The 23,644-nt window shown below is 66.1% G+C and carries 23 protein-coding genes; 5 read left to right on the forward strand and 18 right to left on the reverse strand.

The genetic code is table 11. The features are described 5' to 3' along the window. Nucleotides 1-20: 20 nt before the first annotated feature. On the reverse strand, nt 21-839 hold the full coding sequence (locus ACS5PJ_RS10890) for a pyruvate, water dikinase regulatory protein (protein ID WP_439434903.1): 819 nt from the start codon (nt 837-839) through the stop codon (nt 21-23). Between the two features lie 202 nt (nt 840-1,041). Here ACS5PJ_RS10890 and ACS5PJ_RS10895 point away from each other — a divergent pair, with 202 nt between their 5' ends. After that, complete coding sequence (locus ACS5PJ_RS10895; RefSeq protein WP_439434904.1) at nt 1,042-1,626, forward strand: hypothetical protein; 585 nt, start codon at nt 1,042-1,044, stop codon at nt 1,624-1,626. A gap of 45 nt (nt 1,627-1,671) precedes the next feature. Here the strand turns inward: ACS5PJ_RS10895 and ACS5PJ_RS10900 are convergent, their stop codons facing one another. The 3 genes from ACS5PJ_RS10900 to ACS5PJ_RS10910 form a co-directional block, all read right to left on the reverse strand. After that, nucleotides 1,672-1,869: a hypothetical protein gene (locus ACS5PJ_RS10900; RefSeq protein ID WP_439434905.1), complete on the reverse strand. Its 198-nt coding sequence runs from the start codon at nt 1,867-1,869 to the stop codon at nt 1,672-1,674. Between the two features lie 331 nt (nt 1,870-2,200). Continuing rightward, nucleotides 2,201-2,344 (reverse strand): MFS transporter small subunit, encoded by a 144-nt coding sequence (locus ACS5PJ_RS10905; protein WP_439434906.1) that lies wholly within the window; start codon nt 2,342-2,344, stop codon nt 2,201-2,203. Nucleotide 2,345: 1 nt separating this feature from the next. After that, nucleotides 2,346-3,740 carry an OFA family MFS transporter gene (locus ACS5PJ_RS10910; RefSeq protein ID WP_439434907.1) on the reverse strand — a complete coding sequence of 465 codons (1,395 nt, stop codon included), beginning with the start codon at nt 3,738-3,740 and terminating at the stop codon, nt 2,346-2,348. A gap of 295 nt (nt 3,741-4,035) precedes the next feature. On the opposite strand from ACS5PJ_RS10910, the gene ACS5PJ_RS10915 reads away from it, so the two are divergent. After that, nucleotides 4,036-5,274 carry an MFS transporter gene (locus ACS5PJ_RS10915; RefSeq protein ID WP_439434908.1) on the forward strand — a complete coding sequence of 413 codons (1,239 nt, stop codon included), beginning with the start codon at nt 4,036-4,038 and terminating at the stop codon, nt 5,272-5,274. Nucleotides 5,275-5,317: 43 nt separating this feature from the next. Here the strand turns inward: ACS5PJ_RS10915 and ACS5PJ_RS10920 are convergent, their stop codons facing one another. Genes ACS5PJ_RS10920 through ACS5PJ_RS10935 form a run of 4 tightly spaced genes read right to left on the reverse strand, consistent with a single transcriptional unit; the run spans nt 5,318 to nt 9,247 of the window. Then, a complete protein-coding gene (locus tag ACS5PJ_RS10920) occupies nt 5,318-6,358 on the reverse strand; it encodes a LacI family DNA-binding transcriptional regulator (protein WP_439434909.1) in 1,041 nt (346 codons plus the stop codon). 35 nt (nt 6,359-6,393) lie between these two features. After that, entirely contained in the window at nt 6,394-7,125 is a 732-nt protein-coding gene (locus ACS5PJ_RS10925; protein ID WP_439434910.1) for a cupin domain-containing protein, read from the reverse strand. A 2-nt stretch (nt 7,126-7,127) separates the two neighbouring features. After that, entirely contained in the window at nt 7,128-8,099 is a 972-nt protein-coding gene (locus ACS5PJ_RS10930) for a DUF6807 domain-containing protein (protein ID WP_439434911.1), read from the reverse strand. 26 nt (nt 8,100-8,125) lie between these two features. Next, complete coding sequence (locus tag ACS5PJ_RS10935) at nt 8,126-9,247, reverse strand: Gfo/Idh/MocA family protein (RefSeq protein ID WP_439434912.1); 1,122 nt, start codon at nt 9,245-9,247, stop codon at nt 8,126-8,128. A 223-nt stretch (nt 9,248-9,470) separates the two neighbouring features. Here ACS5PJ_RS10935 and ACS5PJ_RS10940 point away from each other — a divergent pair, with 223 nt between their 5' ends. Continuing rightward, entirely contained in the window at nt 9,471-11,825 is a 2,355-nt protein-coding gene (locus ACS5PJ_RS10940) for a glycoside hydrolase family 3 N-terminal domain-containing protein (RefSeq protein WP_439434913.1), read from the forward strand. Here ACS5PJ_RS10940 and ACS5PJ_RS10945 read toward each other — a convergent pair. The 8 genes from ACS5PJ_RS10945 to ACS5PJ_RS10980 form a co-directional block, all read right to left on the reverse strand. Further along, on the reverse strand, nt 11,805-12,803 hold the full coding sequence (locus tag ACS5PJ_RS10945) for a prenyltransferase/squalene oxidase repeat-containing protein (RefSeq protein ID WP_439434914.1): 999 nt from the start codon (nt 12,801-12,803) through the stop codon (nt 11,805-11,807). The two genes, ACS5PJ_RS10940 and ACS5PJ_RS10945, sit on opposite strands and share 21 nt — an antisense overlap. A 44-nt stretch (nt 12,804-12,847) precedes the next feature. Then, on the reverse strand, nt 12,848-13,633 hold the full coding sequence (locus tag ACS5PJ_RS10950) for a DUF624 domain-containing protein (RefSeq protein ID WP_439434915.1): 786 nt from the start codon (nt 13,631-13,633) through the stop codon (nt 12,848-12,850). 87 nt (nt 13,634-13,720) lie between these two features. Beyond that, nucleotides 13,721-15,352 (reverse strand): ABC transporter substrate-binding protein, encoded by a 1,632-nt coding sequence (locus ACS5PJ_RS10955; RefSeq protein WP_439434916.1) that lies wholly within the window; start codon nt 15,350-15,352, stop codon nt 13,721-13,723. A gap of 7 nt (nt 15,353-15,359) precedes the next feature. Next, the gene (locus ACS5PJ_RS10960; protein WP_439434917.1) at nt 15,360-16,289 is read right to left on the reverse strand and encodes a carbohydrate ABC transporter permease; all 930 of its coding nucleotides are present in this window, start codon (nt 16,287-16,289) and stop codon (nt 15,360-15,362) included. A gap of 11 nt (nt 16,290-16,300) precedes the next feature. Next, the gene (locus tag ACS5PJ_RS10965; protein WP_439434918.1) at nt 16,301-17,281 is read right to left on the reverse strand and encodes an ABC transporter permease; all 981 of its coding nucleotides are present in this window, start codon (nt 17,279-17,281) and stop codon (nt 16,301-16,303) included. Between the two features lie 9 nt (nt 17,282-17,290). Next, the gene (locus tag ACS5PJ_RS10970) at nt 17,291-19,387 is read right to left on the reverse strand and encodes a beta-galactosidase (RefSeq protein ID WP_439434919.1); all 2,097 of its coding nucleotides are present in this window, start codon (nt 19,385-19,387) and stop codon (nt 17,291-17,293) included. A 347-nt stretch (nt 19,388-19,734) separates the two neighbouring features. Next, the gene (locus tag ACS5PJ_RS10975; RefSeq protein ID WP_439434920.1) at nt 19,735-20,322 is read right to left on the reverse strand and encodes an SOUL family heme-binding protein; all 588 of its coding nucleotides are present in this window, start codon (nt 20,320-20,322) and stop codon (nt 19,735-19,737) included. 119 nt (nt 20,323-20,441) lie between these two features. Continuing rightward, entirely contained in the window at nt 20,442-20,762 is a 321-nt protein-coding gene (locus ACS5PJ_RS10980; protein ID WP_439434921.1) for a GYD domain-containing protein, read from the reverse strand. Between the two features lie 205 nt (nt 20,763-20,967). On the opposite strand from ACS5PJ_RS10980, the gene ACS5PJ_RS10985 reads away from it, so the two are divergent. Next, entirely contained in the window at nt 20,968-21,720 is a 753-nt protein-coding gene (locus ACS5PJ_RS10985) for an ArsR/SmtB family transcription factor (RefSeq protein ID WP_439434922.1), read from the forward strand. A gap of 16 nt (nt 21,721-21,736) precedes the next feature. Here ACS5PJ_RS10985 and ACS5PJ_RS10990 read toward each other — a convergent pair whose 3' ends face one another. Then, nucleotides 21,737-22,408: a hypothetical protein gene (locus tag ACS5PJ_RS10990; RefSeq protein WP_439434923.1), complete on the reverse strand. Its 672-nt coding sequence runs from the start codon at nt 22,406-22,408 to the stop codon at nt 21,737-21,739. A gap of 221 nt (nt 22,409-22,629) precedes the next feature. Here ACS5PJ_RS10990 and ACS5PJ_RS10995 point away from each other — a divergent pair, with 221 nt between their 5' ends. Beyond that, complete coding sequence (locus tag ACS5PJ_RS10995; RefSeq protein ID WP_439434924.1) at nt 22,630-23,307, forward strand: DUF998 domain-containing protein; 678 nt, start codon at nt 22,630-22,632, stop codon at nt 23,305-23,307. On the opposite strand, the gene ACS5PJ_RS11000 is transcribed toward ACS5PJ_RS10995, so the two are convergent. Continuing rightward, a complete protein-coding gene (locus ACS5PJ_RS11000) occupies nt 23,304-23,621 on the reverse strand; it encodes a hypothetical protein (protein ID WP_439434925.1) in 318 nt (105 codons plus the stop codon). The genes ACS5PJ_RS10995 and ACS5PJ_RS11000 overlap by 4 nt on opposite strands. Between the last annotated feature and the right edge of the window lie 23 nt (nt 23,622-23,644).

Genomic DNA, 23,644 nt, shown 5'->3' on the forward strand with positions numbered 1-23,644 from the left:
TCAGTTTGTGAAAGTTTTCCCTAATGCTTCAGGTTCATCCTCTGCAGGATGGTGGCCGCCATCTCCTCAACGGACACGCTGGCCGAATTCAGGTAGGGAATCCCGTGTAATTCGTAGAGCCGCTCCGCGCTGCGCAGCTCGAATCCGCACTGCCGCAGCGAGGCGTACGGTGAGCCGCGGCGCCGTTCCGTGCGGACCTGGCTCAGGCGCAGCGGGTTGGTGGTCAGGCCGAAACATTTCGACACGAACGGCTTCAGCGACTTCGGCAGCCCTTCCCGTTCGAAGTCTTCCTCCACCAGCGGGAAGTTCGCAGCGAAGATCCCGTGCTGCAGCGCCAGGTACATGGTGGTGGGCGTCTTCCCGCAGCGGGACGGCGCCACCAGGATGATCTGGGCCTTCTCCAGCGCACGCAGGCTCTGGCCGTCGTCGTGCTCCATCGCATATTCGACGGCGGCCATCCGGGACTGGTAGCGCTCGGCGTTCCCCAGGCCGTGCGCCCGCCCGGGTTCCCCGCTGGCGTGGCTGCCCAGCGCCTGCTCCAGCTGGTCCACGTACGTCCCGATCAGGTCAACGATGATCCCCTGGCAGGCCGAGAGGGTCTGCCGGATCTCGCTGCTGACCGCCGTGGAAAACACGAGCGGCGCCGGGCCCGTGGCGGCGGCGCCGTCGATGATCCCCACGACGGACCGGGCCTGCTCAACGGTGGTGATGAACGGTATGGTGATGCGGTCGAAATTGTTCCCGGGGAACTGCGTCAGCAACGTGTTGCCCAGCGTTTCCGCCGTGATGCCGGTGCTGTCCGAGAGGAAATAGACAGGCCGAAGAGCGTCAGTGGTCATTTCATGACTTTAGCGGGCGGATGCTGCCCTTTTGCCGCTGCCCGGCATCGGGAACATCCTGGTAGCGGGCTAGTTAGGGGTCCGCTGCCTCGGGTCCAAGGCCTCTATCTGCTTTCTACCGGCCGGAATAGCTTGCTTTCAGGGCTGCTGACGTCGTGGATGCACGAACTGCCGCTGGGGACACGGATAGAAGGCAGGAAAAATGAAGAAGCTACTGGCGAGTGGTGCGGCTTTCGCCCTGCTCCTGGCCCTCACCTCATGCGCCAGTGACACTCCCACGATCTCGGGGAACCCGGGCGGCGGGGAAACGGGCTCCAGCGCCAGTGCGGCCGCGTCCACACCGAGCCCGACACCCACCGACAACCGCATGGCCGCCTTCGGGCAGACGGCAACGTTTCCGGATGGCGTGGCTATCAAGGTCGACTTCTCGGGCTGGGTGGCGGCCACTCCCGCGGCGTCCGGCGCCGTTGAGGGCCGGATTGCGACGTTCACCGTCACGGTCACCAACGGCTCGAAGAAGGAGTGGGCCGGCACACTGATGGGGATCCCCGACGTGAGAGTGGGCCCGTCGCTAACACCGGCAGAGATTGCGATAGACGAGGGCACTGACCACTTCCTGACCACCGTCATGCCCGGGGAATCCCAGAGTGCCAAGCTGGGCTACGGCATCACCGCCGCAGATTCCGGGCAGGTACGGCTCGAATTTATGCCCGTTGACTTCATCGGCACGTCAGTGATTTTTCAGGGGGAACTCGCTGCCCCCACCGTCATCGTTGTGACCGGATAGGCACCATGCGCCGCAGCGGTGCGCCGCCAGGGTTGCAGGAGGCCCCTATCGGGACGCGAAGGGGACGTTGATTCGGCGGAATTTCCAGAGTTCAGGCGAACCGACAAGCAGTTTCGTCGGATCAACATCCTGCACGTTTGCCACCGTCTGCTCCTCCGCTACGGCCGGGACAGTTGCCGGAGAACCGCCGGTCCCGCCGTGGGGTTGCCAGCTCAAAGCCAGCATGAATACTGCCAGGTTCATGGATGCCAGGCGCCGCCTGGCTTCCTTCCCCCGGGTGGGACGGAACCGGTGATTCGCGGGAGTGGGCACAGACATGGCGGCCGACGTTCTAGCAGTCCGCGGGGCGTCCCAGCACCGAACCGAGAAGTTCGTTGATATTCAAGACCATGGAGAATGCGCGACTGCACCATCGTGCATTGACGCTTTAAACACTGGCCCGGCAGCAAAAAGCTGTCAAGACGTAGCCGGGGCAGCCCGCTCCCCCGCCCTGCCAGGGTGGCCGCGAAGGAAAAAGCGGCGTGCCGCCGTCGTAATTCACGACGGCGGCACGCGGCGGTTCTGGCGTGTTGGCTCAGCCGAACAGCGCCGCCACCCGGGTCAGGGTTTCGTAGACGCCGAAGGCCAGCGGCACCCCGACGAGGGCCCAGGCCACGCCCAGCCTGCCGGTGGACGGTTTCACAGGCGTGTGCGTGCCGGGGGTGTGTGCTGTGCTCATCTCAGGCCTCCATGGCTGGTTCGTGCGGCCGCTCGCGGTCCGGGCGGGGTTCGTGGAATCGTGCGTCGACGGGCTTGACCAGCAGGTTGGCCACGAAGCCGATCACCAGCAGCCCCACCATGGTCAGCAGCGCCGGCTGGTAGGACGCGGCGTCCAGCTGGCCCGGCTTGCCCTGGGCGTCCAGGAACGCGTTGACGATCAGCGGCCCGGCGATTCCGGCGGCGGACCACGCGGTCAGCAGCCGGCCGTGGATGGCGCCCACCTGGAACGTCCCGAAGAGGTCGCGCAGGTAGGCCGGGACGGTGGCGAATCCTCCGCCGTAGAAGGAGATGATGATGAAGGCCAGCGCCACGTACAGGAACGTGCTGGTGGAGCCGGCCAGGGCCAGCACCGTGTAGAGCACGGCGCCGACGCCGAGGTACACCATATAGATGCGCTTCCGGCCGGTCACGTCGGACGTGGCGGACCAGGCGAAGCGGCCGGACATGTTGCCGATCGAGAGCAGCCCCACGAAGCCGGAGGCGACGGCGGCACTGACCAGGGACACGCCGTCGGACTGGCGGAAGAAGTCCTGGATCATCGGCGCAGCCTGTTCCAGGATGCCGATGCCCGCGGTGACGTTGCAGAACAGCGCGACCCAGACGAGCCAGAACTGTTTGGTCTTCACGGCGTTCCTGGCGGAGACGTTGTCCGTGGTGACGAGCGTGGCGGCCTTGACCTTGGAGGGATCGAACCCCGCCGGCTTCCAGCCTTCGGCCGGGACCCTGATGGTGAACGCGCCGAAGAGCATGTACGCGAGGTAGACGACGGCGAGGGTCAGGAAGAGCTTGCCCACGGCGTCGCCGCTGGCCACCCAGCCCTGGGAGCCGGAGTTGGGATCGTACATCTTCAGCAGTGCGGTGGAGACGGGGCTGGCGATCAGCGCGCCGCCGCCGAAGCCCATGATGGCCATGCCGGTGGCGAGGCCCGGCCGGTCCGGGAACCACTTGATCAGGGTGGACACCGGCGAGATGTAGCCGATGCCCAGGCCGATGCCGCCCACGAAGCCGTAGCCAAGATAGACGAGCCATAGCTGGTGGGTGAAGATACCGAGGGAGCCGATCAGGAAGCCGCTGGCCCAGAACATGGCCGAGGTGAACATCGCCTTGCGGGGCCCGTTCGTGTCCACCCACGTGCCCATGATGGCGGCCGAGAGGCCCAGCATCACGATGGCGATGGAGAAGATCACGCCGATCTCGGTCAGGCTGGCGCCGAAGTGCTTGACCAGTGCCGTCTTGTACACGCTCGTGGCGTAGGCCTGGCCGATGCACAGGTGGACGGCGAGCGCCGCGGGCGGCACCAGCCAGCGGTTGAATCCCGGCGGGGCAACAGTTCGTTCACGGTCCAGCCAGCCCATATTTGCTCCTCTTGCCTGTTCGAAGACGTCGGTGTCCAGCGATCTGGGGGCGAAAGGCCCTTAACGGGAAAAACGCCTCCGGCAATCATGGTGCAGATACTAAGCAAACGTACGGTTAATGCGTTGAGCGGTAGGAGATTCACGGCGAACGGTGGCGGCGGGGCGCCGCCGCACGGCTGTCGCAAAGCACGCCCCGTACCTTAACTATTCGTTTATCGGGTAAATTTAAGGGAGGAATCGACGGGCGAGCGGCCCCGGTTCCACCCCCCCTCCTCCTTGAATGGATCCCTTCCCCATGTCCTCCGTGACGCCCACGCCCGCGCCCCATCGATTCCCGCTGGCAGCCATGATGGTCCTGGCCACCATCGCCTTCACCGCCATCACCACCGAACTGCTCCCCTCCGGCCTGCTCCCCCAGATCAGCACCGGCCTGAACGTCTCCGAACCGGTGGCCGGCTACCTCGCCGCCGCGTACGCCGCCGTCATCGTGATCACCGTGGTGCCCGCCGCCCGGCTGCTCGGCAAAGTCCCCCGGCGGCCGCTGCTCGTGGCGCTTGTCCTGACGTTCACCGTCAGCAACGCCCTGGTGGGCCTCGCCCCTGACTTCGCCGCCGCGATGATCGCACGGCTGGTGGGCGGCCTGGCCCACGGCCTGCTCTGGACCACCATGGCACCGTACGTCGCCCGCGTGGTCCCGGCCGACAAGGTGGGCAAGGCCCTGGCCATCGTCTTCAGCGGCAACAGCCTGGGCCTGGCCGTAGGCGCACCCATCGGCACCGCCCTGGGCAGCTTCCTCGGCTGGCGCGCGGCGTTCCTCTCACTCGCCGGCTTCGGTCTGCTCCTGGCCGTCCTCGGGTTCTTCCTCCTGCCGTCCGTCCGGCGCGTCGCCGGCGAGGCCCGGCCCTCACTCCGCGCGGCCATCGCCCAGCCCGGCGTCAAACCCGTGGCCATCGCGTGGCCGCTGCTGGTCCTGGCCCACTTCGCGCTCTTCACCTACATCGCCCCGTACATCCGCGACGCCGGCCTCCCCGACTACGCCATCACCCTCTCCCTGACGGTGCTGGGCGTCTCCGGCCTGCTGGGCATCTGGATCGCCGGACTCACCGTGGACTCCCATCCCCGCCGCTCGCTCCTGATCACGACGGCGGCAATCGCCGCTTCGATGCTTGCGTTGCCGTTCGTGGGCGGCAGCCTCGCCTTCGCCCTGGTGCTGATGACGGTCTGGGGCGCCGGACTGGGGGCGATCGGCATCTACAACCAGTCAGCCATCCTCCGTGCCGGCCGTGAAAACAAGGACGCCGCCAACGGCCTCACCGTCCTGACCATCCAGCTGGGCATCACCATCGGAGCCCTCTACGGCTCCGCCGCCCTGGTGGTGGCAGGTCCGCTGCTGGTCCCGGCCGCCGCGGCCCTCCCGGTCATCGCCGCCCTAGTGATCGCCTACGCGGGAAAGACGGCCGCCTACCCGCCCGGCCCCCGCGAGTCCGTCTGGAAGCAGCCGAGGCCGATCAAGGAACGCGAAGGCACACGCTAAAGGTGCGGCCGGGGTGGCGCTTCGGGCCGGAACCATGGCTGGACTACTTCTTGGCTTGCGCTTTCTTGGGTGGCGCCGCCGTTGAGCCTCTGACCACCAGCTCGGTCCCGAGCTCGATCCGCTGCGGCAGTTCCTCATCGCCGTCCAGGTGCCGGAGCAGCGCGCGCATGGCGGTTTCGGCCATCTGGACCACCGGCTGGCGGATAGTGGTGAGCCCGGGCTCGATCCACTCGGCAGCTGGGATATCGTCAAAGCCCACGATGGACAGGTCCTCCGGGATCCGGAGCCCGGCCGAACGCGCGGCACGGTAGGCGCCCAGGGCCTGGTCATCGTTGCCGGTGAAGATCGCAGTCGGCCGGTCGGGCAGCTCCAGCAGGCGGCGGGTGGCTGCCTCGCCGGAACCGATGGTGAAGTCACCTGGAACCATCAACCCGGGGTCCACGGCGATGCCGGCCCGCCGCAGCGCCGAGATGTAGCCGTCCTCGCGGGCACTGCTGCACTGCAGGTCCTCGCGGCCGCCGATCATGCCGATCCGACGGTGCCCCAACTGCAGCAGGTGCTCCGTAGCCGAGTGCGCGCCGTCCCAGTTCGCTGCCCCCACAGTCATGAGATCCGGCCCCGGCTGGCCCACTGGATCAATCAGGACCACGGGGATCCCCAGCGACTTGATCCGCTGGATCTGCTTGGCGTCCAGTTGGTAGACGGCCATCAGCAGTCCGTCCGATTTCCGCTCGGCCAGGTTAGCCAGCCATGGCCGGATCCGCGAGCCATCCATGTTCAGACTGCTGACCACGGTCCCGTAGCCGGCGTCCTGCGCCACGCGCTCCACGCCTTCAATGATCTCCAGCGCCCACTCCGAGCCCAGCCCGGGAAACACCAGGTCAATCAGGCCTGCCTTCTGCTTCCGCTTGGCCGGGCGCCTGGCATAGTCCCGCCGGGCGATGATCTCCTCCACGCGGGCGCGCGTCTCCGCCGCCACATGGGCGTGGCCGTTCAACACTTTGGACACGGTGGGTACCGAGACCCCGGCCTCCCGGGCAATCTCGCTGATCGTTGCGCGCCCGGTCTCCTGCTTGGTCACCACGGAACCCACCTTCCAGCCGGGACAGTCCCCGGCCGCTAGTTATCGGAAAGTCCCCATGTCCGGATGCGGCCACACATGCCATACACCCTCCGGGCCCCTCTTTTTCCCATGGTAGTCTGCGCTTCTCCGAGATAGAAACTTTCGGCCGAGTCGAGAGAATGCAACTGCCGTCGGGTGGTTTCAGCTTGTTCCAATGCCCCTCCGGCCACGTACTCAGCCCACATCCCGGTCTTCGCACTGACCAGCCGCGCCGCAGCCGCGTGGAACCCCGCCAAAGCCTCCGGCCCTGCGGCCAGCACCGCCTCTTTCAGCGCAAAGTACCCCTCCAGTGCCAGGTCTCGACGGCGCCGGGCGGCCTCCTCCCCCGCCGCCACGCCGCCGTCGGCATCGGTCAGTTCCAGGGCGGCCGCGCGGCGGTACGCACCAGCGTCCGCGAGGTGCTCCGGCGGGAACGTCATCACGGCGTCCCCGTTCTCCGGGAGCCCGGCGTTCTGCATCACCACCAGCACCTGCAAATCACCCGAATCGTTGATGGCGCGGTGTACCGTGCCGGGCGTGAACCACAGCACCACCCCCGGCTCCAGCACCGTCGAGGTGAACCCGCGCGAATCCAGGGTCTCCAGCCGGCCCGTCCCGCGCTGGACCACGTAGGCCTCGGTGGAGGCCGTGTGCACATGCGGTGTGCCGCCCGCCGCCCCGTCGGCGCCGGGCCAATCGTAGATACTGACCTCGGACAGGCCCGTGGCGCCAGGGAATGACGTGATCATGCTCAGGTCCAGCCCGCCAGCGCGGCCTGGGCAGCGCCGGCCAGGGCAGCGGCGGAGTCAGCGTCCACCGCTCCATCGGCAATCACGACGGCGTAGCGGTAGGTCAGCGGCCGGCCTTCCGTGAGCGGAACTACTTCGCTGAAGAACGGCGCGGAGCCCAGGCAGGCGAACATCGAGGACCGGGCGAACCACTGGTTTGGCGCTCCGGGGTTGGTGGCGTCCTCCGCGAACAGGACGGTGGAGGACCTGCAGGTGACATCGTGCTGGCCGGTGAATGCGATCCACGGCGAGCGTGTGCCCATGAATTCGTCCGTGCCGGCGCCTTGGTCCGACCGGAACTGCCCTCCGGTGAAGGAGCGAGGACCGCGCCAGAACAGCCCGCCGTAGCCTGCGTTCTCGCGGCCCTCGGTGGTGGGGCTGCCGATGCCGATCTCCACGCCTGAAACGTTGCTCACCTGCGTCTCGAACAGGAGGACCCAGGCCGGGGCGGCCGGAACGTCCAGGAGCTGGATATTGAAGCGGCGCCGCTCATCGATCACCGGCCGGCCGTCCTGGCTGGCCCAGTGCAGGGATTCGGACGCCGTGATCCCGCGGCCTGACTCATCGATCGCCCCGAACGATCCGTGGGCCATGGCGCCGTTGTTGTCCAGGTTGGCGTAGCCCGTGGCCCGCGTGTACGTGGCGCCGCCCCAGAAGTTGTGGTCCCCCACGTTGGGAAGTGCCCAGGACAGGCCCTTGTGCCACACGTGGTCCCACGGCCGGGAGATGGTCACATCGTCACCTTCAAGAGTGGTGAGAGGGTGGAAGAACGGCCGCGGGCTCTCGTATTGCGCATCCGTGGGCATGTACGTGTACTGGGCAATCTCCTGGCCGCCGGCCGTGAAGGTGAGGGTGGCGCCGTCGTCGGCATAGCCCAGGAGGCGGTCCGCCACTGGGTCTCCGACGGCGGTGATGGTTTCTGCGGTGCTGCTCATGTGGATCTCCGGATCTAGGGTGGGGTTCAAACGGTGGCGGTGGCGGCAGGCTCGGTGGAATCGAGGACGCGGCTGCCCAAGCCCCCGCCGTCCATGCCTGCATAGAAGGGATGGCCCGGCACAATCTCGCCCCGCCGGACGGGCTTGCCGGTGAAGGCGGAGGCGTAGATCGCGGCAGCGAACTCAAGGGTCTGCCGCGCTGAGTCCGCGCCGGCTGGAAGCGGGCCGCCGGCGTCGAGCGCGTCGTACATCGCAAGGAACTGCGCGGAGTGGCCGCTCCTGCGTTCCAGCGGCTCGGCTTCCCATGCTGCTGTGACCGTATCCCCGTGGCCCGGCGCCGCGGTGACGGTCCAGTTGTCCGTGCCGTACCCGTACAGGTGGCTCAGCTCCACGGTGGCGAATTCGCAGTCGATCCGGATGTCCGAGGTCTCCCGCGGGGAGAGCAGCGAGTTGGTCACCGTGGCAACGGCTCCGTTGGCGAAGCGGACCAGCGCAGCGGACAGGTCTTCGGTGGAGGTGGCGCGTGCCTGTCGGGAGGCCACCGCCGTCACCTCGTCCCAAGGCCCCAGCAGGTGAAGCAGGAGATCGAACTGGTGGATGCCGTGGCCCATAGTGGGGCCGCCGCCTTCCGCGTCCCAGGTTCCGCGCCACGGCACATCCCAGTATGCGTCGGGGCGGTACCAGAGCGTGTCGCAGCGGGCCACCAGCGGCCTGCCGAAACCAGCGTCCCCGATCAGCTTGCGGGCAGCAGCCGAGGCATCGCCGAAGCGGTGCTGGAAGACGCAGGAGAACTCCGCACCGCCTTTGGCCTGGGCCGCCTCCAACCGGTCAAAGTCTGCAAGGGACAGCGCCGGTGGCTTCTCGGAAAGGACATTGACGCCCGCTTCCAGGCATTCGATGGCTTGGTCTATGTGCATCATGGGCGGGGTGCACAGGTGCACGACGTCCGGCTTGGCCCCGGCCAGCAGCTCGGTCAGGCTCCGGTAGCGGCCGGCGATCCCGTGCTGGTCACTGAAGGCGTCCAGCCGGACCTGGTCAACATCGCAGGCTGCCACGAGTTCCGCCCGCCCGCTGGTCCGCGCCAGGTTGTCCGCGTGCACCGCCGCGATCCCGCCCGTTCCCACGATGGCCACTTTGTACGTCCGCATCCAGATTCTCCGCCTTTGCAGTCATTCATTGAACACGCCCCTGCTGAGGTTCCGAAACTTTCATAACTGCCATAGAAGTTTCTGGATGCGTGATGGGGCATCGAGAGGCCCGCTGTTCAACCGTAGAAACCGCTGCACCGAAAAGTCAACGGTTTCAGCCCTAGAAAGTAAATATAAATTTCTGATAGTTTCTTAGAATAACTCTCAACCGTAGGAGAAGCGCGTGATCAGCGGTGCCGCCGAACAGCAAGAACTCCCCCGCAACGCCGGGCCGGACGCCGTCGAACGGCTGATCCGCGAGATGACCCTGGAAGAAAAGGCCGCCCAACTGGCGGGAGTATGGGTGAATGCGTCCATCGAAGGCGAAGCCGTGGCTCCGCTGCAGTCGGAGATGACCGGCGATGCAGCATCCTGGGAGGACATGATCTCCCACGGACTCGGCCAGATCACCCGGATGTACGGCACCACCCCCCTGGAGCCCGCCGAGGGGGCACGGCGCCTGGCCGCCGCGCAGGAACAGATCATGGCCGCATCCCGGTTCGGCATTCCGGCCCAGGTGCATGAGGAATGCCTGGCCGGCCTGGCCGCATGGAAAGCCACCGCATTTCCCGTGCCGCTGGCCTGGGGCGCCACCTTCAACCCGGAACTGGTGCGGGAGATGGCGGAACGGATCGGTGCCGCCATGCGCTCGCTGGGTGTGCATCAGGGCCTGGCCCCCGTGCTGGACGTGGTCCGGGACCTTCGCTGGGGCCGGGTGGAGGAAACCATAGGCGAGGACCCGTACCTTGTGGGCACTGTGGCCTCCGCGTACGTCAAGGGACTGGAATCCGAGGGCATCGTGGCCACCCTCAAGCACTTCGTGGGCTACTCCGCCTCCCGCGCCGGACGCAACCACGCGCCCGTTTCGATGGGTCCGCGCGAAGTGGCAGACGTGATGCTGCCGCCGTTCGAGATGGCCATCAAGCATGGTGGCGCGCGTTCAGTGATGCACGCCTACACCGATATCGACGGCGTGCCCGCAGCGGCCAACCGCGCCCTGCTCACCACCCTGCTCCGAGGTAAGTGGGGCTTCGCTGGAACCGTGGTTGCCGACTACTTCGGGGTCGCCTTCCTCAATGTCACACACGGGGTGGCTGCTAACACCGGCGACGCCGCGGTGCTGGCACTGACTGCGGGGGTCGACGTCGAACTCCCCACCGTGAACTGCTACGGCAGCCCGCTGATCCAGCGGGTCCGCGAGGGTGTGCTGGATGAAGCGCTGATCGACACCGCCCTACGCCGGGTCCTCATCCAGAAGCTGGAAGCCGGCTTGCTCTCCCCCGATTTTGACCCCGCTCCCCCCGTGCTGTCCGGCGGCGCGATTGACCTGGACCCGGCCGAAAACCGCACCCTGGCGCGCAGGCTGGCGGTGCAGTCGCTGGTGCTGCTGGCCAACCGGGAGTACGACGGCGGCCCTGCCCTGCCGCTGCCCGCTTCGGCTGTGCAGTCCATCGGCGTGGTGGGACCGCTGGCGGAGGACCCGTACGCGATGCTGGGCTGCTACTCGTTCGATGCGCACGTGGGCGCCTCGTACCCGGACGTGCCGATGGGAATTTCCGTGCCCACCGTCGCTGAGGCGGCGTTGGCCCGCTTCCGGTCGGTCCAAAGTGCGGCCACCGGGACGTGCGAGGCTGCCACGCCGGAGCAGATCGAAGAGGCGTGCCGGATCGCCGCAGCCGTGGATACATGCGTCGTGGTGGTGGGCGATAACGCCGGGCTGTTCGGCCGGGGCACGTCCGGGGAAGGCAACGACGCCGCGGACCTCCGCCTCCCCGGCGACCAGCATGCCATGCTGGACCGGGTCCTCTCGGCGGCAGAGGCTGCCGGCACACGGACCGTCCTGGTGGTCTTGAGTGGCAGGCCCTACGCGCTGGGTGACTTCGCCCACCGTGCGGACGCGGTTGTCCAGGGGTTCTTCCCCGGCGAAGAAGGCGCCGATGCCCTCTGGGACCTTCTCACCGGCGCCGACAACTTCTCCGGAAAGCTGCCCGTGTCCATCCCCCGCACATCCGGCGGGCAGCCCGGCACCTACCTGCACAGCAGGCTGGCCGGCCCCAGCGGCGTCAGCGCCCTGGACCCGTCGCCGCTCTACGGCTTCGGACACGGCCTCTCCTACACAGCGTTTAAGTTCGCGGACCATGTGGCCAGTGCACCCACCATGACGACGTCGGACACTGTCACCGTGAGCTGCACCGTCACCAACACCGGCGCCGTGGGCGGCGCCGAAGTGGTGCAGCTGTACCTGGCCGACCCGGTGGGCGAAGTGGTCCGCCCGGTCCGCGAACTGATCGGCTACGCCCGGGTGGAGCTCGCCGCGGGCGCGTCGGCCACTGTGGAGTTCACTGTGCACGCGGACCGCACGTCCTTCACCGGGCTGGACCTGGAGCGCATCGTGGCGCCTGGCATCGTGAAGCTGCACGTGTCGACGTCGAGCACGTCTGACGTGCACACGCACGAACTGATCCTGCACGGCCCGCGCCGGGTGGTGGGCTTCGAACGTGAAATGCTCACACCGGCCTCAGTCGCCCCACTGGGCTGAGGAGGGAACAGCGCTGTCCCACCACTCCAGCACGCGTGTCCCGTGGAAGGTGAGCCATTTGGAAGGTTCGCCGGGGGCAGCGTCCACCTCGAACCAGACCCGGCCGGGATGGCGCCGCTCCTGCAGCCACGTCCCGTCCGCCTCCCGGCCGGACCGCACCGCCTCGATGGCCGCGGCGAGCCGCGGGTCCGGGCCGCCGCCGTCGTGCAGGGCCGCGGCCCGGAAGTAGTCGGCCGCGTTGAGCGCGCTGTAGAACCAGCGGAACGGGTACACGAACCGGGCCACCCAGGGGCCGACGAACTCCCCCGTGGACCTGCTGTAAAGCAGTTGGCGCTTCAGCAGGTACTCCTCGCCGACGCGCCGGGCGGCATGGAGCTCGCTGCTGCCCCCGATCGCAGCCTCGTAGTAGAGCAGCCCCTTCAGCGCATTGATCGTGGAATGGAACGAGGACCGTCTGGAACCCGCCACCCACTCGCAGTTCCAGCCGCCGTCGGCCATCTGATGGTCCAGGAACCACCGGGCGACGCCGGCAACGTCCGCGCCCAGCCACACCCCGTTGGCCAGCGTGAAGGCGTTGATGCAGCAGTCCACCTCGCCGCCCCAGTAGGGCAGGTTCTCGTACTCCCAGCGGCTGTTCGCGGCGAGGAGTTCGGCGGTACCGGTGAGGGCTGCGGCGTCCAGGCCCCAGTCGCGGAGAGCGTTCAGGGACCAGGTGGTGGCGGTCCACGGCTGCCCGGCATCCTCAGCCGCTTCCGGGCCGTCGAAGTCGAAGTCCTGGGGGAAGTATGCCCCGCCTGCCCACTGTCCGTCCGGCTCCTGGAGCGTGAGCAGCCGGGCGCCGAACCCTTCGGTGGCTATCCGCGCCCGCGTGGCCTCCCAGACCTCCGGCGGCTCGCCGGCGATGTCGCGCTGGACCTGCCAGCGCAGCGCGGGGTCGGAGTCAAGCATCCAGTCAAGAAGGGCGGGATCCACAGCCATAGCGGGGAGACTAGCACGGAGCCGGCCGTTTGCCGGCCTTCCCTCTAAGCTTTGCGAGCCGGGCCAGCGGAAGGTTCCTGCGCCCCCGGGTCAGCAGTCGTGAACTTCTGCTGGATGAACTTTAGCAGCGGACGGGAGTTCAGGCAGATCAGGAACATCAGGGGCCCCGCGATAAAGATCAGCAGACCGGCAGTGGTGGCCGTGAGCAGGAACGCCGCGATGAACAGGATCGCCGCGTTTCCCAAGGACACCCGGGCCCGACCCCCCAGGCAGTAGAGCGAGAGCCGGTAGAGGTCCCGCGTCCGGAACGCGAACCGGGACAGCAGCAGCAGCGCCGTGACACCCGCGGTGGCCACCAGGAGCCCCAGCCCCAGCAGCCCCACGCGGGCCGCCGACTGGCCTGGGTTGCCGGCGTCAAGTGATCCGGGAAGGAGCAAGAGATTGGTCACGATGACGGCCATTACCGCGAGGTACGGGAGCCAGACGGCGAGCGCCTGGCGGAAGTTGGCCCGGTAGCCGTGGATGAAGTCCCGGAAGACACCGGTCTCCTCCCCGGCCAGCAGCCGGTTCAGGGCGTAGGCCGCGGCCGCCACCGAAGGTCCCACGGGTATGAAGGCCAGCAGGACCAGCCCGAGCTGCGCCCCGTATCCCGGGTCGGACCGGGATACGGACGCGGTGGGCATCCCGGCGGACAGGGCTACCAGCAAGGGGGCCAGTACCAGCAGGATGTTGGCCACCACCAGCAGCACGTCGGCCACCATCACCCCGTAGACCACTCCGGCCGCCCTGAACAGCGGACCGGAACCGTACTCCGCCTTCTTCTGCGCCACCGCACTGCCTTTCCCATCACGGACTGACGGCGGACCACCGGGCGGGCTCTTTGCCCGCCCGGGCCGGCCCGCCGCCGTCGGCCGCACCTACTTCTTGTCTGCGTAGGCCTTGTACGCCTTGTTCGCCAACTCTACGTACTTGGTCCGGCCCTTGGCGTCGAGTTCCTTGAGGTAGGCGTCGAACTCGCTCAGGTTGCGCTGGCCGGTGATGAACTTCAGGGTGTTCTGCTTGACGTGGTCCTTCAGCGGGGTGAGAACCAGCGTGGCCTGCTCGCGGTCTGTGTCGCTGAACGGCACGGGCGGCGCCACAGCCTTGGGCTTCTTGGACTTCATGGCCTTCTGGAACGCCAGCTCCTCCTCGTTGAACGTGGAGTGCAGCAAATCCGTGGTGCCGCCGTAGGCGAAGTTACCGCCGGAGAAGCCATACTCAACGCGCAGGTCCTTGGTGCCAGCCGGGTTCAGTCCCTGGAAGTTGATGTCCTTGGCCAGGACCCGCTTGTTGCCCTCCCGGGTGAACGTGGTGCCTTCCACGCCCCACTTGGAGAATTCCTGGCCAGCGTCACTGTAGAACAACCAGTCGATGAACTGGATGAGCGCCACGAAGTTGTCCTTGTCCTTCACGGACGAGTTCAGCATGATGCCGTTCTCCAGCCGGGAACCGCCGATGATGTCCCCGGCGGGGCCGCCCGGCACCGTAATCTTGCCCACCTTGAAGTTGCCCTTGCCCAGGGACTGTTCCATGGAGGTGCGGTACGTGATGATGTTCTGCGAGTTCGCGCTGATCACGAACGACTTGCCTGAGACGAACTTCTGAATAGCCGAATCGTCGGTCTGGGTGAAACTTTCAGGGTCCATCAGGCCCTCGGAGACCAGTGAATTGAAGTACTCCAGCAGCTTCTTGAACTCCTGGGTGCCGGCGCCGAATTCGAACTCCTTCTTGGATTCGTTGAAGTTCAGCCCGTCCACCAGGCCCCAACCGGCCACGGTTCCAAAGGCGTTGCCGGCGATGTTGAGCGCGCTGTCGCCCTTGAACCGGTCGGAGAAGGGCACGACGTCGGGGTAAGCCTTCTTCAGCGACCGCAGCACGTCGCGGAGCTCATCCCAGGTCTTGGGCTCCTTGAGGCCTTCCTTCTCCAGGACGTCCTTGCGGAACGCGAGGGAGTAGTCGGGCCAGAGCTCTTCGTGCAGGCCCGGCAGGACGTAGTACTTGCCGTCCTCCTGGGTGAGCGCTGCGATCTCCGGCTCCAGTTTCCACTTCTTGACCTTGTCCTGGAAGTGCGGCATCTGGTCCACATGGTCGCTGACCGGCAGGACGGCACCAGAGGAAACGTATGCCGCTTCCTGGCCCGGGTAGGTCTTGGCGATGATTTCCGGGGCGTTGCCGGAGCTGATGAGGAGGCTGCGCTTCTGTTCGTAGTCGCTGCCCGGAACCACCGTGGTCTCCAGCGTGACGTTGTTGTCACTGGCCATCTTGGTCAGGATCAGCCAGTCCTTCTTGAATGGGTAGGTGGGCTGGTCGCTGAAGAGGAAGCTGAACGTCAGCGGCGCCGTCGCCTTGAATGTGTCGCCTACCTTGAAGCTGTCCATGGCGCCGTTGCGGGCCTTCGAGGTGTCCACCTTCGCGGGCTCGGAGTCGCAGCTGGTCATCATCAGGCCGATGGTGACTACAGATGCGAGGCCGAGGAAATCTCGTCTGCGGATCATGGGCTTTCCTTTCATGAGGGGGTTACTCCTTGACGGAGCCGAGCATGATGCCCGAAAAGAAGTACTTCTGAACGAACGGGTAGATGCACAGGATGGGGATGACGGTGAGGACGATCGTGACGGACTGGATGTTGGCCGCGATCTGGCCCACGTTTTCTGCGGTGCCGCCGGCCGAACCGGCCGTCGTCACTCCGGCGATCATGTTGCGCAGGTAGATGGTCACCGGGAACAGTTCCGGCTTGTCCAGGTAGAGAAAGGCCTGGAACCAGGAGTTCCAGTTGGCCACGGCGTAGAACAGCACCATGGTGGCCACGATCGCCTTGCTGAGCGGCAGCACCACCCTGAACAGCACGCCGTACTGGGTGAGGCCGTCGATGGCGGCGGCTTCCTCAAGTTCGCGGGGCATGTTCTCGAAGAAGGACTTCATGATCAGCAAGTTGAAGACGCTGATGGCGTTGGGCAGGACCACGGCCCAGATGGAGTCGCGCATTCCCAGCGAGCTGATGAGCACGTAGTTCGGGATCAGTCCGCCGTTGAAGAACATGGTGAACACTGCGATGCCGATGAAGACGCTGCGGCCCTTGAGGTCCTTCTTTGCAATGGCGTAGGCGAAGGACGTGGTGAGCACCATGGAGATCGCGGTGGCCACCACTGTGTAGAGGACAGTGTTGCCGTAGTTGTTCCAGAAGGTAGAGTCGGCCAGGATCAGCTTGTATGTCTCCACGTTGAACCCCAGGGGGAACAGGTTCACCTGTCCCGCGTTGATGAACCCTTCGCTGGAGAACGACTGCGCAATGATGTTCAGGAACGGGTACAGCGTCAGGAACATCACCACCATCAGGAAAGCCAGGTTGACCACCCGGAAGACCCGCATGCCGCGCGAGACTTTCATGTCCTTCATCAGGACGCCGGTTCCCTTCTTGGCCTGCCGGGTCAGGAGTGAATCCTTCATGGCTGCCCCTTTCACCACAGGCTCGTTCCGGCGACGCGCTTGGAAATGGCGTTCGCGGAGAGGATCAGCGTCAGGCCGATGACGGATTCAAACATTCCGATCGCGGCGGCGTAGCTGAAGTTGCTGGACTCCAGGCCCACCCGGTACAGGTAGGTGGAGATGACATCGGAGGTTTCGTAGTTCAGCGGGTTGTAGATCAGCAGGATCTTTTCGAAGCCCACGGCCATGAACGTGCCGATGTTCAGGATCAGCAGCGTGATGATGGTGGGCCGGATGGCAGGCAGTGTCACGTGCCAGGTCTGCTGCCACCGGTTGGCACCGTCGATCCGTGACGCCTCATAAAGCGACTCGTCCACCCGGGTGAGCGCCGCCAGGTAGAGGATGGCGCCCCAGCCCATGGTCTGCCACACCTCGGAACTGATGTACATGGGCCGGAACCAGGCGGCGTCCTGGGTGAAGTTAACCGTTGCGCCGAACAGGCCGTTGGCGATCTGGTTCACGGTGCCGGTCATGGAGAAGTTCTGCAGGATCATGCCGGCAATGATCACCACGGACATGAAGTGCGGCAGGTAGGCTACGGTCTGGACGAATTTCTTGAATTTCTGCGAGCGTAGTTCGTTCAGCATCAGGGCGAAGATGATGGGCATCGGGAAGCAGAACAGCAGGGTCAGCACGCCCAGGACAATGGTGTTCTGGAACGCCTGCCAGAAACTGGGATCGTTGATGAACAGAGTGACGTATTTGAGCCCCACCCACTTCTCGCCGAAGATGTTTCCGCCGGGCTGGAACTGCCGGAATGCGATCACGTTTCCGGCCATCGGCAGGTAGCGGAACACCGCAAAATACAGCAGCGGCAGCGCCACCAGGGTGTACAGGCGCCAGTCCCGCTTCAGCGCCAGCTTCCAGCCGTTGGGTTTGTTCCGCGGTTTGCCTTTGGCGCCGGGCGGGTCAGCGGTGACGGCCTCGGGAGGTACTTCCAGTTGCATGGCCATGGGGTCCTCCTATCGGACGCGTAGTGGAGTGGGAAGATCGGCGGTGGTTTTGGCGGGTTCTTTGGCAGGGACTTCCTCGAGGATGAGGACGCCGTTGGCGGCGAGATCGGCAGTTCCCTGGAACTGCCTGCCGCTGATGGTGTCGATGCCGCCGGCCAGTACGTCCACGCTGACCGGGGTGTCGTTGTGGTTCAGGACCAGCAGGTAGCTGCGCCCGCCGCCGGTACGACGGCGGACCTGCACTCCCAGCGGAGCGTCAAGTTCCGGAAGGATCCCCGCAGCCGCACGCTCCGCCGCGAGCAGTTCCGCCAGGTAAGCGTTGTCGACCCGCGCGGACAGGTAGACGGCGGTGCCCTGGCCGAACTGGTTGCGGGTGACGGCGGGTGAACCGGCCAGTCGTCCCGACGCATAGCTGGCCAGGACGTCCGCCGTTTCGGTGTGCAGATGTTCAGTCCAGTAACTGGCGGAGGCCGTACCGCCGTCGGCCGTCGAAAGCTTTACTTCCTCGCCCTCGCCGGCGAGCGGATGCAGCTCCTCGCTCCACGCGCCCAGCACATTCCGGAGCGCACCGGGGTAGCCACCCAGGCGGATGGTGTTGTCTGGATCCACGATCCCGGAGAGGTAGCTGGCCACCAGGCGGCCGCCGTCGGACACGTAGTCCTCAAACCGCTGCGCAACCTCATCGGTGAGCAGATATGACGCCGGCAGGACAACCAGGCTGTACTGGCTCAGGTCGCTCTTGGTGTCCACGAAGTCCACCGGGACGTTCGCATCGAAGAAGGGCCGGTAGAGGCGGAGGACCTCCTGGGCGTAGTTCAGGTCCGAGCGCGGCGAGTTGCCCAGTTCCAGGGCCCACCAGCAGTCCCAGTCGAAGACGATGGCCATTTTGGCGGCGGAGCGGGTACCCGTGATGCCGCCGAGGCCCTTCAGTTCCTGCCCGAGCTGGCAGACTTCACGGAAGACGCGGGTGTTGGGCCCGGCATGGTTGACCATGCCGGAGTGGTACCGCTCGGTGCCGCCCCGGGCTTGGCGCCACTGGAAAAAGAGGATGGAGTCCGCACCCTGGGCGATGGCCTGGTACGAGCCAAGCCGCATCTTGCCGGGGAGCTTGGAAACGTTCACGGACCACTGGCTGACGGCTGCGGTGGCCTGCTCCATGACCAGCCACGGCTGGCCTTTGCGGAGCGAACGCATCAGGTCGAAGTTCAGGGCGGCGGCCACGTGGGCATCTTCTTCGCGCGGGTCCGGGTAGATGTCCAGGGCCACGGCGTCTTCCTCGGCGGCCCAGGCCCAGTAATCGTTGTTTTTGTAGAACCGCATGAAGTTGGTGACGATCGGAAGATCCGGGGTGTGCCGGCGGAGGATGTCCCGTTCGGCCTTGTAGTGCTCCAGCATGCTGTCCGACGTGAAGCGGTGATAGTCCAGCCGGCGGGAGGGGTTGGACCAGGTGCGGGGCTGGGCGGGGGCGTTGACCTGGCTCCAGTCCGAATAGACCTGGCCCCAGACGTCGGTGCTCCAGGCCCGGTTGAGTTCAGCAAGGCTGCTGTATTTGCGCTGGAGCCATTCCCGGAACGCACGGTCCGCGTGCGGGCCGTAAGAGACGGGCCCGTACTCGTTGTTCACGTGCCACATGCACAGCGCGGGGTGGCCGGCGTAGTGCCCGCCCATCTTTTCCGCCATGGCCAAGGACTTCGCCCTGTAGGCGGGGTGGGACACATCGAAGTGCTGACGGGAGCCGAACCCGAAGGTGGTGCCGTCAGCCAGGACGGGAAGGATGTCCGGGTGCTGCGCGATAAGCCAGGCCGGAGGGACGGCATCCGGGGTTGCCAGGTCCACGCCGATGCCGTTGGCGTGCATGAGGTCCATAACTTCATCGAGCCAGCCGAAGTCGTATACGCCGTCGGCGGTTTCGAGGCGGCTCCAGGAAAAGACGGCCAGAGTCACCAGGTTGACGCCGGCCTCCTTCATGAGGCGGGCATCCTCCTGCCAGACCTCGCGGGGCCACTGCTCCGGGTTGTAGTCGCCACCGTAGGCTATGCCGCCCAATCGCTGGTGGAGGTGCTTGAGTCGCTGTTCCGGCGTACTCGTACCTGGCTCGCTGGTCATCATTGTCCTTTGGTCGGCGAACATGCCACGCGCGGTTCACAGACCATGCGAGCTGCATCACACTTAGAAAGTATCGTAAAGTTTACGCAAGCACAAGCAATATGTGCTGCAGCAAGGCTGTCCCCCGTGAGCACTTTACGGTTTCAGGGAGCAGGACGCCGCCAATGCGGTTGTAGTAACGCGGAAACCGCGCAAGTTTGACGCGTTCACGGCGTTACACGCTTGCGCAAGAGTATGGAAAGTTTCGGAATTTTCGCGGGAGTCAGCGGATTTTACCGATGGTGAGGAAGTCCTTCTGCTGCTGGAAACCGGGGACCAGGCAGGCTGAAATCAGCCGGACCTGCCGTTTAGGACTCGGAAGGTTCCTGCACGTCCTGCACCAGCTCGTTGTGCCGGAGGAACGACGGCTTGAACGGCGGATCGAAGCGGGCAAACCGCGGCGGCCCCACGGGGGTCAGCCCGGCGAGGGTCAGGGCAGCCTGCAGACCGATGTTGTGCCGGGCAAATGCCTTCTCCGAGCCGCTGCCGGAGAAGCGGACCACCGCGGCAAGGGAGCCGGGTACCGCCCGGATTTTGACGTCGGGGTTGATGGGGACCGGTGCCGCTTCGGCAGTCAGGCCGGCGGGGAGCACAAAGGCAACCACAAAATCCGCCGGCCCGCTGCTTCCCGGCAGTGGACCGCTCTGGAGCACCGGCGCGGTCATCGCCAGCTTCTGTGACTGTGCGGTCTCCTGGACAACGGGGGCTGTCATCGCCAGCTTCTGCCGGGCGGTATTGCTGCCGCTGATGTAATTGAACAGGTGCCGGAACGCAGCATTGCCGGCCCGGTCAAAGGTTGCCTTGACCTGGACCTCGGCGACAACATGCTCAGGGTAGCGCCGCAGCTCGAAGTGCGGATAGCTCCGCACCAGCTCGTAAGGTTGCTGCTCAGTCATGGTCCTCCCGACCCTACGCCGCTCCGGAGGGAGAGGCCAGACCCCACCTCCGGCCCCCGGGCCGCGCGCCGCCGTCGTACTTCCCGACGGCGGCCCGCTGGCCGGGTGCCGTAGCCGGCCTACTGTCCCGGCGCCCGATAGGACGGGGTCTTCTTGGCGGCCTCGTCGATGTCCTCGACGGTCATGAGCGGCTTCAGGCGGACGTCGACGTTGCCTGTGGAGTTGATCATCAGGGAAAGGGCGGCCGCGTCCGCGTCGGTGGGAATATCAAAGACTCCGAGGACGTCGATGTCCCCGAAGGCATAGTAGAAACTGTCCAGCGTTCCCCCGACGGACTTGAGGGCCTCGACAACCGCGTCGCGGCGTCTGGTGCCGCCTTCCTGCATGAGTCCCTTGATTCCGTCACCCACATAGTTGGCTTCGAACAGATACTTGGTCATGGTTTTTCCTGTCCCGTGCTGTCCAGGACACGGGCATCCCAGCTTGCCTGGCACCCGGTGAGGGAGGGTCCTGGCCGGTCCCAAAGGCGGGGCCGTGGCCATAGCCTAGGCCCTGTCCTGTGCAGTGACAACAGCTTCCGCAAAGTCCCGGATGTCCTGCACAAACCCCTAGACATGTGACCGATCAGTCACCTATTCTGGAGGTGTGGACGCCGTATTCAAGGCCCTCGCCGACCCCACCCGCAGAGAGCTCCTTGATGAGCTTTTCCGGGAAGACGGGCAGACCCTTCATGCACTCGAGGTGCGCTTCGAGATGACCCGCTACGGGGTCATGAAGCACCTCAAGCAGCTGGAGGACGCCGGCCTGGTGGTGACCCGCCGTCGGGGACGGGAGAAACTCCATTTCCTGAATCCGGTGCCCATCCGGCTCGTCCACGACCGCTGGGTGAGCAAATACGCCGAACCATGGGCCGCTGGCCTCAGCGACCTCAAAACCAGATTGGAAAGTCCCATGGAAAAGATCTTCGAAATCTATATCAAGACCACCCCGGAGCGGCTCTGGGAGGCCATCACGGACGGCGGGATCCGCAGCAAATACCAGTTCGGCGCCGTCATCACCTCGGACTTCACACCCGGGTCCCGCTTTGAGATGGGCAATGCCAAGGCCGGGGGGCTGCTGGGTGAGGGCGAGAACATCGAAGTCGACCCGCCGCGGAAGCTTGTCCAGACCATGACCGCGCTCTGGGGCGAGGACGTCAAGGCCGAAGGCACCTCCCGCATCACCTGGGAGATCGAACCCGTGGGCGATTCGTGCCACCTCACCGTCACGCACGACCAGCTCCGCGAAGGCGCCAACGACCAGCTCTACGGCGGCTGGCCGATGATCCTGTCCGGCCTCAAGACCTGGCTGGAAACCGGCGAACTCCTCACCACCCCGGGTTCCCTGATGTACACCTGAGCCGGCGGCGCTGCGGTCAGTCCGTGGCGTGCGGTGCGTTCAGTTCGCCTGCAATCTTCACTTCCAGCGCAGCTATCGTGGCCTCGGGCAGGACGATGAGGCCGTCCAGTTCCCGCCGGGCGCGCCTGTACGCGGTTTGCCGTTCGGCAGGTGTCGCGGCGTTGTCGGAGGCGATGTTGAGCAGCTTCCTGGCCCTAGACAAGCGCTGGCGTTCCGGCTCCGTGAAGTTGTGGTCCTTGATCCGTTTGGCTTCGCGCTCTGCGACGTCGAACGCCAGCTCGAAGCCGTGAACGGCAGTCCGGTACTCGGCCAGCCGGGCCGGCGTCGTCATGTCAGCCGGGGCGGCCGGCCGCAGACCGTCCGCCGCTTTCTTCGCCCGGAGGAAAGTGACGGTCAGTGGTTCCCGCACATCCGTCATGACGGGGAAGTCGATCAGTTTCCCAACGTCGAGCTCGTAGTCCAGCCAGCGCCGGTTCACAGCATCGTGCGCTGCCATCAGGGCGGCAACCTCGGCCTGGCTGGCCTGTTCCGCCTGCACCGCCTGGTTCTTGAGTTTGTAGAGCTCCATGCGGCGGCGGTGCCGGCGTTCGCTGGCCCTGGACCATTGCCGCGCCCACCCGCCGGCCAGTCCGCTGAGGGGAAAGGCGAGCCACCAGTAATGGCGAAGGAAGTCAAAGAACTGGTCCACGAATTCATCCTCCCACTGGCCCCGTTCCCCCGAAAGCTTCCCCAGGCAACCCTGGGCACCCGTCTGCGGGGCGCGGGGCACAGGCCAAGGCCATTCGCCCCTAGCGGCGCCCGGCAGCCCGGCGCAGGGTTGTAATGGTAGGCGAAGACGCGTGGGGCGGGCGCCCGCGGGCCCCTGCGGTCAGCCCCTTGTCAGCCCGCGGGCTCTGAGGACATCCGGACATGTCAATCGATAAGCACCGGCTCCCGCAGCTCGGACGGGGAGCTCCGCCCGGAAGCCAACACCGCGACGCGTTCCGCAAGGGGCTGCTCGCTGCAGGAGCGCTGTCGTCGCTGGCCTACGTGGTTGCCACCGATGGCCTGGCGGCATCCCGTTGGGACGGTTACCGCCGCACCGAACAGATGGTGAGCGAACTGTTCGCCGTCGGCTCCCCCGGCCGCGACGTCCTGGTCCCCTTCACATGGCTTTACACGCTGCTGTTCACCACGTTCGGCGTGGGCGTCTGGATCTCCGCGCGCGGCAACCGTTCGCTGCGGACCGGCGGCGGCCTGCTCATCGGCTACGGGCTGTGGAACATCGTGGGTGCCTTCTACCCGCTGACGCTGGGTGACGATGCCTCCGTTCCCATGCACATCGTGGCCACCAACGTGCAGCTCGCCCTCATGGTCGCCGCAATGTGCTTCGTGGCCGCGGGGTTCCACGGCCGGATGCGCTGGTACTCGATCGTCTCGCTTGCCGTCTCTGCGGTCATGGGCATGGTCGCGTTCATGGCCGCCCCGGGACCGAACCTCGTGCTGGGCATCGGCGAAAGAATCAGCATCGGCGCTTTTCTGCTCTGGGTGGCAGTCCTGGCGGTGGCGCTGTGGAAGCGGCCGGCCGGCGGCGAAGCGAGGGCCTAAAGCGCCCGGGACGCCATGGCGTACAGGTCGGCAACCTCGTCCGGCCGTTCCAGTTGCCTGCCGATCGCCAGGCGGATGCTTTGCCGGTGGCCGCCGCGGATCGCCCCGCCCGAGGCACCGCCGGCCGCGACACCGTGGGATGCGAGCACCAACAGTGCCTGCTGCTCGTTGAGCACCGGCACCCACAGCGCGAACGCTGAGGCCCTGATTCTGGTCTCGCCCCGCATTGAAGCGCCGCCGCCGTAGATTCCGACGGCTACCGCGGCGGCCCCGGCAGGCCAGCGACTGTCAGTTGCGTAGAGTTTTCGCGCCATTGAGTGTGACCACGGCGCTCTCA

The sequence above is a fragment of the Pseudarthrobacter cremeus genome (genome assembly GCF_051857465.1).
Taxonomy (GTDB): Bacteria; Actinomycetota; Actinomycetes; order Actinomycetales; family Micrococcaceae; genus Arthrobacter.

Bases quoted from the DNA above. Each gene is read 5' to 3' on its own strand.
- ACS5PJ_RS10890 (WP_439434903.1), bottom strand. From the start codon at position 839: ATGACCACTGACGCTCTTCGGCCTGTCTATTTCCTCTCGGACAGCACC.
- ACS5PJ_RS10895 (WP_439434904.1), top strand. From the start codon at position 1,042: ATGAAGAAGCTACTGGCGAGTGGTGCGGCTTTCGCCCTGCTCCTGGCC.
- ACS5PJ_RS10900 (WP_439434905.1), bottom strand. From the start codon at position 1,869: ATGAACCTGGCAGTATTCATGCTGGCTTTGAGCTGGCAACCCCACGGC.
- ACS5PJ_RS10905 (WP_439434906.1), bottom strand. From the start codon at position 2,344: ATGAGCACAGCACACACCCCCGGCACGCACACGCCTGTGAAACCGTCC.
- ACS5PJ_RS10910 (WP_439434907.1), bottom strand. From the start codon at position 3,740: ATGGGCTGGCTGGACCGTGAACGAACTGTTGCCCCGCCGGGATTCAAC.
- ACS5PJ_RS10915 (WP_439434908.1), top strand. From the start codon at position 4,036: ATGTCCTCCGTGACGCCCACGCCCGCGCCCCATCGATTCCCGCTGGCA.
- ACS5PJ_RS10925 (WP_439434910.1), bottom strand. From the start codon at position 7,125: ATGATCACGTCATTCCCTGGCGCCACGGGCCTGTCCGAGGTCAGTATC.
- ACS5PJ_RS10930 (WP_439434911.1), bottom strand. From the start codon at position 8,099: ATGAGCAGCACCGCAGAAACCATCACCGCCGTCGGAGACCCAGTGGCG.
- ACS5PJ_RS10935 (WP_439434912.1), bottom strand. From the start codon at position 9,247: ATGCGGACGTACAAAGTGGCCATCGTGGGAACGGGCGGGATCGCGGCG.
- ACS5PJ_RS10945 (WP_439434914.1), bottom strand. From the start codon at position 12,803: ATGGCTGTGGATCCCGCCCTTCTTGACTGGATGCTTGACTCCGACCCC.
- ACS5PJ_RS10955 (WP_439434916.1), bottom strand. From the start codon at position 15,352: ATGAAAGGAAAGCCCATGATCCGCAGACGAGATTTCCTCGGCCTCGCA.
- ACS5PJ_RS10960 (WP_439434917.1), bottom strand. From the start codon at position 16,289: ATGAAGGATTCACTCCTGACCCGGCAGGCCAAGAAGGGAACCGGCGTC.
- ACS5PJ_RS10965 (WP_439434918.1), bottom strand. From the start codon at position 17,281: ATGGCCATGCAACTGGAAGTACCTCCCGAGGCCGTCACCGCTGACCCG.
- ACS5PJ_RS10970 (WP_439434919.1), bottom strand. From the start codon at position 19,387: ATGACCAGCGAGCCAGGTACGAGTACGCCGGAACAGCGACTCAAGCAC.
- ACS5PJ_RS10975 (WP_439434920.1), bottom strand. From the start codon at position 20,322: ATGACTGAGCAGCAACCTTACGAGCTGGTGCGGAGCTATCCGCACTTC.
- ACS5PJ_RS10980 (WP_439434921.1), bottom strand. From the start codon at position 20,762: ATGACCAAGTATCTGTTCGAAGCCAACTATGTGGGTGACGGAATCAAG.
- ACS5PJ_RS10995 (WP_439434924.1), top strand. From the start codon at position 22,630: ATGTCAATCGATAAGCACCGGCTCCCGCAGCTCGGACGGGGAGCTCCG.
- ACS5PJ_RS11000 (WP_439434925.1), bottom strand. From the start codon at position 23,621: ATGGCGCGAAAACTCTACGCAACTGACAGTCGCTGGCCTGCCGGGGCC.